The sequence below is a fragment of the Methylophaga sp. UBA4204 genome, from assembly GCF_002379485.1.
Lineage (GTDB): Bacteria > Pseudomonadota > Gammaproteobacteria > Nitrosococcales > Methylophagaceae > Methylophaga.
Genome location: NZ_DFTU01000055.1, coordinates 19,737 through 33,754, shown reverse-complemented (window position 1 = coordinate 33,754; position 14,018 = coordinate 19,737). Strand labels below are relative to the sequence as shown.

14 protein-coding genes, 1 other RNA gene and 1 pseudogene are annotated in these 14,018 nt (G+C 46.3%); 7 read left to right on the top strand and 9 right to left on the bottom strand.

The genetic code is table 11. The features are described 5' to 3' along the window. Both carB and carA read right to left on the bottom strand, forming a co-directional pair. Nucleotides 1-665 (bottom strand): annotated as a pseudogene (carB, locus tag B3182_RS08110) (carbamoyl phosphate synthase large subunit); the annotation flags it as partial. Nucleotides 666-671: 6 nt separating this feature from the next. Beyond that, nucleotides 672-1,802 (bottom strand): glutamine-hydrolyzing carbamoyl-phosphate synthase small subunit, encoded by a 1,131-nt coding sequence (gene carA / locus B3182_RS08105; protein ID WP_292353695.1) that lies wholly within the window; start codon nucleotides 1,800-1,802, stop codon nucleotides 672-674. Nucleotides 1,803-1,966: 164 nt separating this feature from the next. Between carA and hemB the strand changes: the two genes are divergently transcribed. Together hemB and aroE are read left to right on the top strand one after the other, a co-directional pair. Beyond that, nucleotides 1,967-2,977, top strand: a complete 1,011-nt coding sequence (gene hemB, locus B3182_RS08100; RefSeq protein WP_292353694.1) for a porphobilinogen synthase — start codon at nucleotides 1,967-1,969, stop codon at nucleotides 2,975-2,977. Nucleotides 2,978-2,980: 3 nt separating this feature from the next. After that, nucleotides 2,981-3,802: a shikimate dehydrogenase gene (gene aroE, locus B3182_RS08095; protein WP_292353693.1), complete on the top strand. Its 822-nt coding sequence runs from the start codon at nucleotides 2,981-2,983 to the stop codon at nucleotides 3,800-3,802. A 59-nt stretch (nucleotides 3,803-3,861) separates the two neighbouring features. Here the strand turns inward: aroE and B3182_RS08090 are convergent, their stop codons facing one another. After that, a complete protein-coding gene (locus B3182_RS08090) occupies nucleotides 3,862-4,323 on the bottom strand; it encodes a Spy/CpxP family protein refolding chaperone (protein WP_292752278.1) in 462 nt (153 codons plus the stop codon). 187 nt (nucleotides 4,324-4,510) lie between these two features. Between B3182_RS08090 and B3182_RS08085 the strand changes: the two genes are divergently transcribed. Continuing rightward, on the top strand, nucleotides 4,511-5,197 hold the full coding sequence (locus B3182_RS08085) for a response regulator transcription factor (RefSeq protein WP_292353691.1): 687 nt from the start codon (nucleotides 4,511-4,513) through the stop codon (nucleotides 5,195-5,197). Continuing rightward, nucleotides 5,197-6,537, top strand: a complete 1,341-nt coding sequence (locus B3182_RS08080) for a sensor histidine kinase (protein WP_292353690.1) — start codon at nucleotides 5,197-5,199, stop codon at nucleotides 6,535-6,537. The genes B3182_RS08085 and B3182_RS08080 overlap by 1 nt, the downstream gene beginning before the upstream one ends. Nucleotides 6,538-6,563: 26 nt before the next feature. On the opposite strand, the gene sodC is transcribed toward B3182_RS08080, so the two are convergent. From sodC to B3182_RS08065, 3 genes are all read right to left on the bottom strand, one after another. Continuing rightward, complete coding sequence (gene sodC, locus B3182_RS08075) at nucleotides 6,564-7,076, bottom strand: superoxide dismutase [Cu-Zn] SodC (RefSeq protein WP_292353689.1); 513 nt, start codon at nucleotides 7,074-7,076, stop codon at nucleotides 6,564-6,566. A gap of 87 nt (nucleotides 7,077-7,163) precedes the next feature. Continuing rightward, on the bottom strand, nucleotides 7,164-10,340 hold the full coding sequence (locus B3182_RS08070; RefSeq protein ID WP_292353688.1) for an efflux RND transporter permease subunit: 3,177 nt from the start codon (nucleotides 10,338-10,340) through the stop codon (nucleotides 7,164-7,166). Continuing rightward, complete coding sequence (locus tag B3182_RS08065; RefSeq protein WP_292353687.1) at nucleotides 10,337-11,512, bottom strand: efflux RND transporter periplasmic adaptor subunit; 1,176 nt, start codon at nucleotides 11,510-11,512, stop codon at nucleotides 10,337-10,339. The genes B3182_RS08070 and B3182_RS08065 overlap by 4 nt, the downstream gene beginning before the upstream one ends. Nucleotides 11,513-11,658: 146 nt before the next feature. Between B3182_RS08065 and B3182_RS08060 the strand changes: the two genes are divergently transcribed. Next, nucleotides 11,659-12,159: a MarR family winged helix-turn-helix transcriptional regulator gene (locus tag B3182_RS08060; RefSeq protein WP_292353686.1), complete on the top strand. Its 501-nt coding sequence runs from the start codon at nucleotides 11,659-11,661 to the stop codon at nucleotides 12,157-12,159. A 31-nt stretch (nucleotides 12,160-12,190) separates the two neighbouring features. On the opposite strand, the gene ssrS is transcribed toward B3182_RS08060, so the two are convergent. The 3 genes from ssrS to B3182_RS08045 all read right to left on the bottom strand — a co-directional run bounded on the left by ssrS (nucleotide 12,191) and on the right by B3182_RS08045 (nucleotide 12,927). Next, nucleotides 12,191-12,375, bottom strand: a non-coding RNA gene (gene ssrS / locus B3182_RS08055) — 6S RNA. 40 nt (nucleotides 12,376-12,415) lie between these two features. Then, on the bottom strand, nucleotides 12,416-12,721 hold the full coding sequence (locus tag B3182_RS08050; RefSeq protein WP_292353685.1) for a cell division protein ZapA: 306 nt from the start codon (nucleotides 12,719-12,721) through the stop codon (nucleotides 12,416-12,418). Next, nucleotides 12,718-12,927 (bottom strand): TIGR02449 family protein, encoded by a 210-nt coding sequence (locus B3182_RS08045; RefSeq protein ID WP_069294960.1) that lies wholly within the window; start codon nucleotides 12,925-12,927, stop codon nucleotides 12,718-12,720. The genes B3182_RS08050 and B3182_RS08045 overlap by 4 nt, the downstream gene beginning before the upstream one ends. Before the next feature lie 105 nt (nucleotides 12,928-13,032). Between B3182_RS08045 and B3182_RS08040 the strand changes: the two genes are divergently transcribed. Both B3182_RS08040 and B3182_RS08035 read left to right on the top strand, forming a co-directional pair. Beyond that, nucleotides 13,033-13,581 (top strand): UPF0149 family protein, encoded by a 549-nt coding sequence (locus B3182_RS08040; protein WP_014708052.1) that lies wholly within the window; start codon nucleotides 13,033-13,035, stop codon nucleotides 13,579-13,581. Further along, a partial coding sequence (locus B3182_RS08035) for an aminopeptidase P N-terminal domain-containing protein (RefSeq protein WP_292752275.1) occupies nucleotides 13,581-14,018 on the top strand: 438 nt, incomplete at its 3' end. The genes B3182_RS08040 and B3182_RS08035, both read left to right, overlap by 1 nt.

Sequence of the window (14,018 nt, the reverse complement as noted above, 5' to 3'; positions counted from 1 at the left end):
CGCACCACTTCCATTTCGTATTCTTTCCAGCCGATGATTGACTCTTCAATCAGCAATTCTGAGGTCGGGCTGAGATATAAGCCACGCTGGCAGATATCGACAAAGTCTTCACGGTTATAGGCAATTCCGCCACCGCTGCCGCCCATGGTAAATGACGGCCGGATAATGACCGGGAAACCAAATTTCTGTTGAACTTCAAGCGCTTCATCAAGGGAGTGCGCAATATCCGATTGCGGCATATCCAGACCAATTTTACGCATCGCCGCGCGGAACAAATCGCGATCTTCGGCCTTATTTATGGCTTCACTGTCAGCACCGATCATCTCGACGCCATATTTTTCCAAAACGCCATGTTTTTCCAGTGCCAATGCACAGTTCAACGCGGTTTGGCCTCCCATGGTTGGCAATATCGCATCGGGACGTTCAACTTCGATAACCTTGCTGACTGCTTCCCAGGTAACTGGCTCAATATATGTCGCATCAGCCATATTTGGGTCAGTCATGATAGTGGCCGGGTTGGAATTGACCAGAATGACGCGATAACCTTCTTCTCGCAGGGCTTTACAAGCCTGTGCGCCAGAATAATCAAATTCGCAGGCCTGACCGATAACAATCGGACCAGCACCCAGAATCAGAATGCTTTGAATATCAGTACGTTTAGCCATTATGTGTTATTTACCTGTCGCTTGTTCGAGTAGGTCGATAAAGTGATCGAATAGAGGTGATGCATCCTGTGGACCAGGGCTGGCTTCCGGATGTCCCTGGAAGCTGAAAGCCGGTTTGGTTTTATGATGAATACCCTGCAATGTTCCATCAAATAAAGAACGATGAGTGGTTTCAACGGTGTCAGGCAGAGTGGATTCATCTACAGCAAAACTGTGATTCTGACTGGTAATCATCACCAGACCTGCCAGCAATTCCTGAACCGGATGATTCGCCCCATGATGACCGAATTTCATTTTTTCGGTTTTGGCACCACAGGCCAATGCCAGTAATTGATGTCCCAGACAGATACCAAAAATCGGCATCTCTTTATCGAGGAAATACTGAATCGCCTTAATCGCATAATCACAAGGTTCTGGATCACCCGGGCCATTGGCCAGGAAAATACCATCAGGATTCAACTTCATGACTTCTTCAGCAGGCATTTGTGCAGGCACTACTGTCAATTTGCAGCCACGTTCGGTAAGCATACGCATGATGTTTTTCTTGATGCCATAATCATAGGCAACCACATGAAAACGCGGCTCGGCTTTACGAGACTGGTTGTCGATGTGCCAGATACCATCAGTCCACTCATAAGCCTGTTTGGTTGAAACTTCTTTGGCCAGATCCATGCCTTTCAAACCAGCAAAGGCTTTGGCCGCAGCAATTGCCGCATCAACATCAATATTATCGCCAGCAACGATGCAGCCTTTTTGCGCACCTTTTTCCCGTAACAGACGGGTCAGCCGCCGGGTATCAATACCAGCCAGTCCGACTACATTCTGGCGCTCAAGATATTTATCCAAAGCTTCTTCACCACGCCAGCTGGACATGACCGGTGAAAGTTCGCGAATGATTAAACCACTGGCATACACCTGGTCAGATTCTTCATCGTCTTTATTGACGCCAACGTTACCGATATGCGGATAAGTCAGGGTGACGATTTGGCGGCAATACGACGGGTCGGTAATAATTTCCTGATAACCTGTCATCGCGGTGTTGAAGACCACTTCACCAACTGACTGGCCCACAGCACCGATTGATTCGCCGTGAAAGACCGTGCCATCTTCAAGAGCAAGTAGCGCAGTTGTACGCAAGGGGAACCTCCACCAGATAAAAAAGGAACAGGGGACGACGTTCTCCCCGGACAAAATCTTTGCAATTTTAGCCTATCTGCAGCCTATGCGTCCACGCTAAAAACGATGACAAGTTACCTTGCCAGCGGTAGTATGAAGCGCAGCTTATTTACCTGGCAGAACTTATGACCCAACAGTATTTTAATTTTTCCGCTTTTCCACAACAAAGACCCCGCCGTTTGCGCAAAGATGACTTTTCCCGGCGACTGGTTCGAGAGCATCAGCTCACCGTCGATGATCTGATTTATCCCTGCTTTGTACTCGAAGGCAAAAATCAACGAGAAAAAGTCACTTCAATGCCTGGGATGGAGAGATTGAGCATTGATTTGCTGCTTCAGGAAGCTGAAATCATTCACAAATTGGGTATTCCGATGATGGCATTGTTTCCAGTGACCCCATTGGAGCAGAAGTCACTGGATGCTGCAGAAGCGTTTAATCCCGATGGTCTGGCGCAACGCGCTGTCAGAGCCTTAAAAAAAGCCTTCCCCGATTTGGGGGTAATGACTGATGTTGCTCTGGATCCTTTTACCACTCACGGTCAGGATGGGCTGATTGATGACAACGCCTATATTATTAATGATGAAACGGTGGAAGTATTAATCAAACAGGCGTTATCTCATGCCGAGGCAGGAGCCGATGTAGTCGCTCCCTCCGATATGATGGATGGACGTATTGGCGCGATACGTAACACGCTGGAAAATGCCGGGCACATACATACTCGTATCATGGCTTACTCCGCTAAATATGCCTCCAGTTTTTATGGACCATTTCGCGATGCTGTGGGCAGTGCAGGGAATTTAGCCGGTGGCAATAAATTCAGTTATCAGATGGATCCAGCCAATTCTGATGAGGCTTTACATGAAGTCGCATTGGATATTCAGGAAGGTGCTGATATGGTGATGGTTAAACCCGGCATGCCCTATCTTGATGTCTTGTACCGGGTGAAACAGTCTTTCCAGAAACCCACTTTTGTTTATCAGGTCAGTGGTGAATATGCGATGCTCAAGGCAGCAACGTTGAAAGGCTGGCTCAGTGAAGAAGTGATTATGGAAAGCCTGCTGGCATTTAAACGTGCGGGTGCAGACGGTATCCTCACCTATTTCGCTAAAGATATTGCACAACAGTTACAGCGCTAAATCATGACAGATAAATACGCCGTGATCGGTAACCCGATCCACCATAGTAAATCCCCGCTGATTCATGCCGCGTTTGCCAGACAAACCGGTGAGGATATTGAATATACAGCGATTGAAGTACAGTTGGACGGACTGCATAACAGTCTTCAACAGCTTCGCGACGTGCTTAAGTTAAAAGGCATCAATGTAACGGTGCCATTTAAGGAGCAGGTCTGGGAGATAACCCAGCAAAAATCTGCCCGGGCCGAATTGGCTGGAGCAGTTAATACCGTTGTATTCAATAGTGATGGCAGCTTGTTTGGTGACAATACAGATGGCATTGGTCTTTGCCGTGATTTAGCGGTCAATCATCAGGTGGAGCTTACCGGCAAAAGAATTTTATTACTTGGAGCCGGTGGCGCTTCACGTGGCGTGATCGCGCCCCTACTTGAATACAAACCGCTCGGAATATTTATTGCCAACAGAACGGCTTCAAAATCCATTCACCTTGCCGAGCTGTTTGCCCATCTGGGCAATGTTCATGGCGGTGGATTTGATGACATTGACGGTGAATTTGATGTGGTGATTAATGCCACCGCAGCCAGTTTACAGGGTGAAGTGCCTCCTTTGCCTGATACGGTGCTGGCAAGTGGCGCCTGCTGTTATGACATGATGTACAGCGAAGCTGATACAGCATTTATCAAATGGGCTAAAACACATAATGCAGCCAAGACAATTGATGGTATGGGCATGCTGGTTGAACAGGCCGCAGAAGCCTTTTATATCTGGCGTGGTGTGCGTCCGCAAACAGCTTCAGTAATTTCACTGCTTCAAAAGAAATCCTGAACAACGCCCATAAAAACCTCATCCTGCATTCATTGTCAGGATGAGGTAAGTAATTTTATTCAAGGCTTGTTACGGTTTTCAGAGTCGGCCATTTTCTGCTTCAGCTGCTGTTTTTGTTCTGCTGTTAGCACATTGAAAATCGCATTATTCAATTTAGCTTTTTTAGCTAATCTGTCGGCATGAGATTCTGTGGCTTCATTGATTATGGCTTCTAGCTTGTTTTGATCCAGACGATCATTAAAAGCCAATTGGTTTAATTTCTTGCGCAGCTCCCAGTGCGACTTCATATCATTTCTTTTATCAGTTTGCTGAGCCTCAACTAATTTTTTGATTTCTGATTTTTGATCCTCGTTTAAATCAATGCCTTGCAACATAAGAGGGATACCATCATGTTCACCGTGCATTTTCTTCATATCGCTGTATTTACTGCCTTCACCACAGCTTTTATGTTTATCGGCCATGGCAGGTACTGCTAAAAATAAAGCTGGAATCAAACTGAGCGCCATTAATTTGCTACGCATAGGTATTCTCCTAAAAAGGTTATTTTTTTTAACGAAATACTGTCGTTCGACAGGTTGCAGACAGTATTGATGGATTAACTGTTAATGACTGTTTTGATATGTAAATTCAGGTAAAACACTGATTTACAATTAGCTGATTAATATTTGCGGACGTATCATTACTTTAAAAAAATAACAGGACATCTCTGTGAGCAAAGTATTAATTATTGATGATGATGTGATTCTTTCTGGTCTATTTCAAGACTATCTGGAGGAAGAGAAGTTTCAGGTTCGCACTGCAGATACAGCAACAGAAGGGCTGCAGCTTGCCTTGCAGGGAGATTTCGACATTGTGATTCTGGATGTGATGTTGCCTGATATGAGTGGCACTGAAGTATTAAAACTCATCCGTCAGCAAAGTCATGTGCCCATTTTAATGTTTACCGCAAAGGGTGACGATGTTGATCGCATCATGGGACTGGAATCTGGGGCCGATGACTATGTACCTAAACCCTGTACTCCCAGAGAATTAATTGCTCGAATCAAAGCTATTTTGCGGCGCAGTGAAATCACCCGACAACAGCAACAGGATGAAACCGTTATTCAAACGGGTCCGTTACAACTCTGGCCTCAACAACGTAAAGCCTTATGGTTTGATACCGCGCTGGAACTGACCAGTACCGAATTCAGCCTGTTGGAATCCCTTGCAAGAAATGCCGGTCAGGTCGTCAGTAAAAATGCATTATCAGAAGCAGCATTAGGCCGGCCGCTGGCACGCTTTGATCGCAGTATTGATGTGCATATGAGCAGTATTCGGCATAAGCTGGGAGAACAACAGGATGGCCATTCTTATATTCAGACAGTCCGTGGTAAAGGTTATCAGTTGATTAAGTAATGCGAAGTTTATTCTGGAAATTCTTTTTTGTTTTTTTATTGGCTTTATTACTGACGAGTATTGGTGTCGCCAGTGGCATGTGGCTACGCCATAATGCAGAACGTCAGTCCTTCGAGGCAATTCCGGTGCAAATGGGCTGGAAAGCTACAGACCTTGTCGACAGTGCGGCTGATATAGCGCGTTATGCCGGTATCGAGCCGCTAAAAAAGTACCTCCATGAACAACAACGTAATGGCATTAAGCTTTTCGCCGTTAATCAGGATAATCAGGATATTCTGCAACGGAATATTGATCCGCAATTACTGGCAACGACGAGACAATTATTATTTGAAAATCAAAGAATACGCTCTGTCCAACAAGTAATTTTGGAAGATGGCAGAGCCTTGCTGTTATTTATCCCCTCCCCTGAAAAACTCGGCCAGAAGCTGGATCGGCCCAAACCTCCTAAACCACCACTCTTATTATTACTGGGCATGTGGTTGATGTCGGGATTATTATTCAGTGCTTTACTGGCCTGGTGGTTTACCAAACCCATCCGTATTCTAAAGAAAGCCTTTAATGATGTTGCAGATGGCAAACTGGATACCCGAATTAGCCCGGCTATGGGAAAACGTCGTGATGAATTGGCTGAACTGGGGCAGAACTTTGATTATATGACCGGGCGCATAAGCCAGTTGCTGAATGCACAGAAACGATTACTCCACGACGTTTCTCATGAGTTACGTTCACCCTTGGCACGGATGCAGGCTGCGATTGGTTTGGCACAGCAAAGTCCGGATAAAACCGCAAAAATGCTGGATCGGGTTGAACGTGAATCCGAGCGTATCGATCATCTCATCGGTGAGTTGCTGAATTTATCTCGTCTGGAAAATCCGACAACTGAAAATGATGAAAGACAACTTTTCGATCTAACAGAAATGCTGCTGGATATTGTGGAGGACGCTCGTTTTGAAGCCCAGAATAAACATGTTCAGATAACGCACAATACTTTTGAGCAAATCAGTCTGTTTGCACGCCCTGAGCTTATTCATAGTGCTATTGAAAATGTTTTGCGCAATGCGATTAAGTATTCACCTGAAAATGGAGTGATCCAACTAACCACTGAAAAATTAGCCGGTCATTGGCAAATCACTATAGAAGATCAGGGTCCGGGAATTGCTGAACAGGATTTACAGCAAATTTTTCAGCCGTTCTTTCGCAGTCGTGACAACCACCAGCAAGATGGTATCGGTCTGGGGCTGACGATTGCTCATCGTGCTATTGAAATCCACGGCGGCGAGATTATTGCAACAAACAGACCGGAAGGCGGACTTAATATTTCAATCTTGCTTCCGGTCTGATTACTGATTTATCTAGTTGACGGAGATTATTCCGTTACACCGCAGGCGACTCGGGCACCGCCACCACCTAAGGGTTTAGGATGATCAGAGTGATTGTCACCACCAGCATGAATCATTAATGAACGCCCTTGTAAATCTTTAAGCGTCAAGCGTGGTGCAAGCACTGGATGAGTTGCTGTTCCATCATCGGCTACATACAACGGTGGCAAGTCACCGGCATGACCACTGCCCCAAGGGGTGTCGTGCTTACCAGTATCGTAGGGATCATAATGACCACCAGCGGCTAATGCAGGCACCATTTCACCGTCTTTTTCAGCGGCATCACAGCTTGGATTCTGATGCACATGAAAGCCATGCAAACCGGGTGTTAACGATTTTAAATCCGGGGTAAAAACCAGACCAAATGCTGATTGATGTACTGCTACGGTTCCCAGGCTTTTGCCGGTTCCCTGTTTGTCCACTTCATAAAGCTCGATCTGTGTATCAGCAAGTGCTACTGAAGATGTCAGCGCAATCATTATGCTCGTCAATAGTTTCATAATCCCTCCAAAAATTAGTGTGACGCTTAATCGGACTCGCTCGAGACCATGGAGTTTCAATGTTCAAACCAGCTCAGTCTGCTGAACTTAATTCACTTCATCAGCGGTTTGTTGCTGCTCGCGTTTATCCCTTAATGACGCCAGCCAGCGGCAGAAAACATAAAAGACCGGGGTAAATATCAGTCCGAAGAAGGTCACACCAAGCATACCAAAAAATACTGCCGTTCCTAAGGCCTGCCGCATTTCGGCGCCAGCACCAGAGGCCAAGACTAATGGTACCACGCCTAGAATGAAGGCAAAGGATGTCATCAGGATTGGACGCAAACGTGTACGTGCTGCTTCAACTGCAGCATCCAGTCGGCTCAAACCACGATCTTCAGCCTGTTTGGCAAACTCAACAATTAATATGGCATTTTTTGATGCCAAACCAATCAGCACCACAAAGCCAATCTGCACCAGAATGTTGTTGTCCATACCGCGTAAACTGACCCCAAGTATTGCTGCCAGTAAACACATAGGAACAATCAACACTACTGCAAGGGGCAGTAACCAGCTTTCGTATAACGCTGCCAGTAGCAGAAAGACAAAGACAACTGCCAGAGAAAAACTAAGAAAGGCTGTGTCGCCGGCTAACTTCTCTTGCAAGGCCAGCTCAGTCCATTCAAAACTGATTCCCTCCGGCAATGTATCGCTTAATAGTTCTTCGACAATGGCAAGTGATTCGCCACTGGAGTAACCCGGTGCGGTATTGCCCTGCACTTCGATCGCAGGATACAGATTGTAATGCGGCAGACGTATTGGTCCCGTAATGTTTTCAAACGTCGCTATCGTCCCAATGGGCACCATCGCTCCATTATCAGAGCGGGTACGTAATTTACCGATATCTTCAATTTCATCACGGTAAGGGCCATCCGCCTGCGCCACAACTCGATAAGTCCGATTCAGAAAGTTAAAATCGTTGACGTAACGTGAGCCAAGATAGATTTCCAGGGTATCGATAACATTGCCTACCGGTACATTGAGCATTTCTGCCCGGGTACGATCAATATCAGCGTAAATTCTGGGGGTTCCAGAGTTAAAGAAGGTAAACACTGCCGATAAACCATCTGTTTGATTTGCTGCGCCAATCACCTCATTGGTAACAGCCTGTAACCTTTCCAGACCAAGCCCGCCACGATCCTGAACATACAATTTCCACCCACCTGAGTTCCCCATACCCCTAACTGGCGGTGGTCTGATCGCAAAAGCCATCGCTGCATCAACCTGAGATAAGGCCTGCTGTGATCCTGCAACAATATCATCGATGGTAATACCGGCGGCAATGCGGTCTTCAAACGAATCCAATGGCGTAAAGATAACCGCTGAGTTAGATGCGTTGGTAAAAGTAGGCCCATCCAGACCAACAAACAAAACCGCATGTGCAACGCCGGGAACATTTCTTAAACGTGCCGAAGCTTCGCGTGCTGCCGCATCAGTTCTTTCCAACGTGGCGCCAGGGGGTAACTGTAGGACATTGATCAAATAACCTTGATCCTGTTCAGGAATAAACCCTGTTGGCACTTTATTGAACTGATAGCCAGTCAACATGATCAAACCGACGTATATCAGTAGCATTACCGTCATCATGCGTAACAACTTGCGTGTCAGTGCCGAATAACGATCCCCCATCCACTCAAAGGCACGATTAAAGCCATTGCCAAACGCACGAAATGGAGAACTAAGCTTGCCCCAAATACCATTTGGCTGATGGCCTTCAACATGTGGCTTTAATAACAACGCTGATAAAGCCGGCGATAATGTCAAAGAGACAATCAGCGAAATAATGGTTGCTGTGGCAATGGTCAAGGCAAATTGCTGATAAAATGCCCCGGAAATGCCTGAAATAAAAGCCGTCGGAATAAATACGGCAGTCAATACGATGGCAATAGCCACCAAGGCGCCGCCCACTTCATCCATGGTTTTATGTGCCGCTTCTCGAGGAGTGAATCCATCTCGTATGTAACGCTCCACATTTTCAACCACAACAATGGCGTCATCAACCACAATACCGATTGCCAATACCAATCCAAATAACGACAGGTTATTTAATGAAACTCCTAGCAAGGACATGACGGCAAACGTACCAATCAGTGAAACCGGTATGGCCAAAATAGGAATAATGGATGCTCGCCAGCTCTGCAGGAACAGCATTACCACCAAAATAACCAGAATGATGGCTTCTAGAATGGTGTGATAAATCTTCTCGATGGATTTGGCGATAAACTCGGTTGGATCGTAAATAATCTGGTATTCGACCCCATAAGGCATACTTTGAGCAATATCTTTCATCTCTGCCCGTAACGCCTGAGCAGTTTCCAATGCATTGGAACCCGGGCGTTGGAAGATAACGACCGGTAAAGCCAGATTGTCATCCAGATAACCGATGTTGTTATAGTCCTGTGCAGCCAACTCGACTCTGGCTAAATCCCGTAATCTCACGGTCCGGCCATCAGTGCCACGTTTTACAATGATATTGCCGAATTCTTCTTCTTCCAGCAGCCGGCCCTGTGTTTCCACACTCAACTCAAAACCGCCTTTGGTTTCAATCGGTTCTCTGTTGATAGTACCGGCAGCAATCTGGGTGTTGTTCTCACGTAAAGCGGCAACTACTTCATTCGCTGTTAAACCAAACGACTGAGCCCGTTCCGGATCAATCCAGATCCGCATTGCATAAGCCCGCTCTGCAACAATCCGCGCCTCACCGACCCCGTCTATACGGGCCAACCGGTCAACTACCTGGGTTCTGGCATAATTTGAAACATAGAGGTTATCGCGACTGCCATCTGAAGACAGAATATGAATAACCATCATCAAATCAGGTGAGTTTTTACGAATATCGATACCTTGTCGAGTCACCTCCTCCGGAAGTAAGGGCTCGGCAATGGCAATGCGGTTTTGCACCAGCACCTGCGCTGTATCTAAATCGGTACCCGGCTTGAACGTAATATTCAGTGAGGTGCGTCCATCTGAGGTATTTTCAGATTTCATGTAGAGCATGTTCTCTACCCCGTTGATCTGCTGTTCCAATACTGTCGCTACAGTATTACCAGCCGTTTCGGCTGTGGCGCCAGGGTAGGTGGCAGTGACCGCTATACTGGGCGGCGCAATTTCAGGGTACTGTGCAACAGGCAAATTGTTATAGGCAATTGTGCCCACCAGGACAATCAGGACCGAAATAACGGTCGCGAAAATTGGTCTTTCAACAAAGAAATGGGTGAACTTCATGAGTCTTGTCCGTCATCATTAGGCTGTTCATCAGCTTGATATGGAACAGCATTCACTTCGGCACCCGGACGAGCTCTCAGCAAACCTTCAACAATAATGCGATCTGATGTTGTCAATCCACTTCTGATAACCCGCATATCACCTTGTAGCGTGCCAAGTTCAACCGGTTTAGGAATGACTTTGCCTTCGGCATCCACCGTCATCACTATTTTGGCTGCCTGATCGGTCACAATCGCTTTATCCGGAACCAGCATCGCTTCTGCATTTTGACTGGTTGGTAAACGCAAACGGGCAAAAAGTCCTGGACGTAAGACACCATCGGCATTGTCAACAACGACGCGCATTCTCAGCGTACCCGTATTTTCGTCCAGCCGATTATCAACAAAATCGATGCGACCTTCACGCGTCCAGTTCTTTTCATCAATTAATTTAAGTTCCGTCGGCATGGTTCTGCCATTAACCAATTGCTCCTGGCCCTCTGGCAAACGAATCAATTCCAGATATTCTGTTTCTGATACGTCAAAAACAAAATGCAGCGGGTCCAGCGAGACAATGGTGGTCAGAGGTTCACCTGTATCTCCACTGCCAATTAGATTACCGACGTCAACACGGCGATTTGAAATCCGTCCACTTACCGGAGCGGTAATTTTGGCGTACTGTAAGTCCAGTTTAGCGGTTTTCAACGCAGCTGCAGCAGATGCAACATTAGTATTGGCTTCCTGAAAACGTGCCCGACGGGTATCCACCTCTTCCTGAGAAATCGCACTCTGGGTTAATAACCTTTCACCCCGTTTGGTATCCAGGTCAGCCAGTTTCAGTTGACTCTCCATTCTGGCCAGTTCTGCTTCAGCTCTGGCCACTGCCGCTGCATAAGGCCGCGGATCAATTTCAAATAATAAGTCGCCCTTTTCTACCATCTGGCCATCGTCGAAATGCACTTTATCCAGATAGCCCGTTACTCTTGCGCGCAATTCAACCATCTCCACCGCTTCAAAACGACCGGTGAATTCTTTCCACTCAGTCAACGTGCGAACTTCCGGTTCTACCACCTGAACTCTGGGAAGGTTTTGTTCAGCGCTGACGGAATGACACAGAAGGCTTAACGAGAAAAAAGCGGTGATTGCTAAAGCCTGCAGATAAGAGGGCTTAGTATCAAGTGAGTTATCACGCATGACAGATCCTTTGTTATTCGCTGGTGAAAGCGAGGGGAATAGCTTAGAATTCTTTCTAGAAAGGTTTCTGGAAAGACTAATGCAAGATTCTTTTACGTGCAAGTAAATTTTTTTGTCATAATTCTGTCATCTCAGGAGGAACTCACTTGGCAGATCGCTTATTAAGTATAGAAGAAACACTCGAACAAATGCGCAGTTGCTGGCACAGCGATGATCTTGCTGTAGCAGAGACAATAAAGCGGCTGTTTCGTGCGCGTGAATTATTTTTTTCTGATGCAAAAATTGTGATGGAGCAATTTCATCTGAATGTGGGTGAATTTGACGCGTTGGTATCATTGCGCTTGCAGGGGCCACCCTACGAGCAAACCCCATCCAATATATGCCAGGTGAATCTGGTGAGCTCGGGGGGGTTAACCAAAGTGCTTAACAGTCTGGAAAAAAACGGCTTAATCACTCGGCGACAATGTTCGGATGATCAGCGGAGTCGGTTGGTGAAACTGACCGATAAAGGCAAAAAGCTGATTGAGGAAGCGTTAGAGATAGTCTTGGCAAGACATGAAAAACAACTTAGCGATGCGTTAAGCAGTGATGAGCGTGAGATGCTCAATAGGTTATTAACGAAGATTAATCAGCTCGGCATGCGCTGATCTGAATCTGCACACAACAGAGAATTTAAAGAAAGGCCCCACAGTGGCGTTACGAACGGGGTTCTTGAACCTGTTGGTTCAAGTGGGAAACCGCATGGGGATGGCAAACTTCCCGTCGGAGCGGGCTTGTTTTTCAACCCCGTAAATTTGGTTTCCTAAAGCATTTGCTTATCGGCTCAAGACAACACATGTCGCTATCGCTCACCGCAGGGTTAGTTAAATGATACGCAACTTTATTCGCCAAGTCGTCAGTATTTTATAATTCCAACTGCCTATCTTCGTTAATAAATGCACTAACCCGCTCTTTAAGCAGAGAAATTTTTTCATTAACTTTTTTGATGTCCTGACTTTCATCCTGCTGTAATGACAGCAACTCATGCGCAATATTTAAAGCCGCCATAACTGCAATGCGATCAACCCCTACCACCTTCCCGGTGTTACGGATTTTTTCCATGTTCTGATGCACCATACGTGCAGAGGCAATTAGCGCATCTTGTTGATCTTCGGGACAGGCAACTTGATAATCTTTACCGAGGATTGTGACGTTAACAGGTACGGTCATAGTTCTTCATCCAGCTGCTTCAGACGGTTCACCATATTCTCGATGCGGTTACGGGCAATTTCAGTTTTTTCAACTAATTGCGCACGCTCACTCAGCCAGGCTGCCTGCTGAGAACGAAGTAACATATTCTCTTCACGCAAGCGTCTACTGGCCCGTAACAGCTCATCGAGCTGCTGTTCCAATTGTTGAATCGGGTTTTTATCCATTAATATGCGTCTTGGCTATGCGAGAATAATGCCTAACTATAGACGTGCGCCGTTGACCCGGTCAACAACTGCATGATGTGTTTTTTAATTTCAGGTTGTATCTCTATGTCTCAATTATATTTTCCATCCCTGTCGCCGGAAAACGTGACCGCCGATGGTCCTGCCAGCACAGCCGAGTTGCAGGGCGCATTATGCGGTTTGTTGTGTATGAATTCTCAGGCCAATCGTAATACCTGGTATAGCGATTTATTTGAGGATTACCATCCTGGCGAAGAAGAAAAACAAAACCTGCTGGGTCTGTTTGATGAGACGATGCAGTCGCTTAACAGTCTTGATTTCGATTTTCAGCTGGAATTGCCGGATGATGACGCACCTTTGGGCTCACGGCTTGCTGCTTTAAGCGATTGGTCTCAGGGCCTGGTATACGGGTTGGGTGTTTCTGGTCTGACCAACGAAACTGAACTGCCGGCAGATTGTCAGGAGTATCTAACAGATGTGTTACAAATCAGTCAGGTTGATGATATTGAATTGCAACCCAGTGACGATGACGATAATAACTATGAAGAATTAGTGGAATATCTCCGAATGGGTCTGTTCCTCCTTTATGGTGAGTTAAATCCGACTACTCCCGAAGACAAGATAATTGAGCATTAATGACTAAAAAAGAATTCGCCAAACGGCGCCAGAGATTGATGGAAATCATGGGCCCGGACAGTATTGCCGTGTTACCAAACGCTGTGGTTCACCCACGTAACCGCGATGTCGATTTTCCATTTCGCAGTGACAGCAATTTTCATTACCTTTGTGGTTTTGATGAGCCAGAGTCAGTTTTGGTATTGATCCCCGGACGGGAACATGGCGAATTCATCCTGTTCTGCCGGGAACGCGATCTCGATAAGGAAATCTGGGATGGTTATCGTGCCGGTCAGGAGGGTGCCATTGCATTATATGACGCAGATGATTCTTATCCTATCGCCGATCTAGATGATATTTTGCCGGGATTGATGGAAGACAAGGAAAAAGTCTATTACACCATGGGTAACCAACCTGCATTTGATCAGCATATGGTAGGTTGGCTAAATCATCTTCGG

Coding starts and splice junctions, on each gene's coding strand:
- hemB (WP_292353694.1), top strand. CDS start 1,967: ATGACCCAACAGTATTTTAATTTTTCCGCTTTTCCACAACAAAGACCC.
- aroE (WP_292353693.1), top strand. CDS start 2,981: ATGACAGATAAATACGCCGTGATCGGTAACCCGATCCACCATAGTAAA.
- B3182_RS08090 (WP_292752278.1), bottom strand. CDS start 4,323: ATGCGTAGCAAATTAATGGCGCTCAGTTTGATTCCAGCTTTATTTTTA.
- B3182_RS08080 (WP_292353690.1), top strand. CDS start 5,197: ATGCGAAGTTTATTCTGGAAATTCTTTTTTGTTTTTTTATTGGCTTTA.
- sodC (WP_292353689.1), bottom strand. CDS start 7,076: ATGAAACTATTGACGAGCATAATGATTGCGCTGACATCTTCAGTAGCA.
- B3182_RS08070 (WP_292353688.1), bottom strand. CDS start 10,340: ATGAAGTTCACCCATTTCTTTGTTGAAAGACCAATTTTCGCGACCGTT.
- B3182_RS08065 (WP_292353687.1), bottom strand. CDS start 11,512: ATGCGTGATAACTCACTTGATACTAAGCCCTCTTATCTGCAGGCTTTA.
- B3182_RS08050 (WP_292353685.1), bottom strand. CDS start 12,721: ATGACCGTACCTGTTAACGTCACAATCCTCGGTAAAGATTATCAAGTT.
- B3182_RS08045 (WP_069294960.1), bottom strand. CDS start 12,927: ATGGATAAAAACCCGATTCAACAATTGGAACAGCAGCTCGATGAGCTG.
- B3182_RS08040 (WP_014708052.1), top strand. CDS start 13,033: ATGTCTCAATTATATTTTCCATCCCTGTCGCCGGAAAACGTGACCGCC.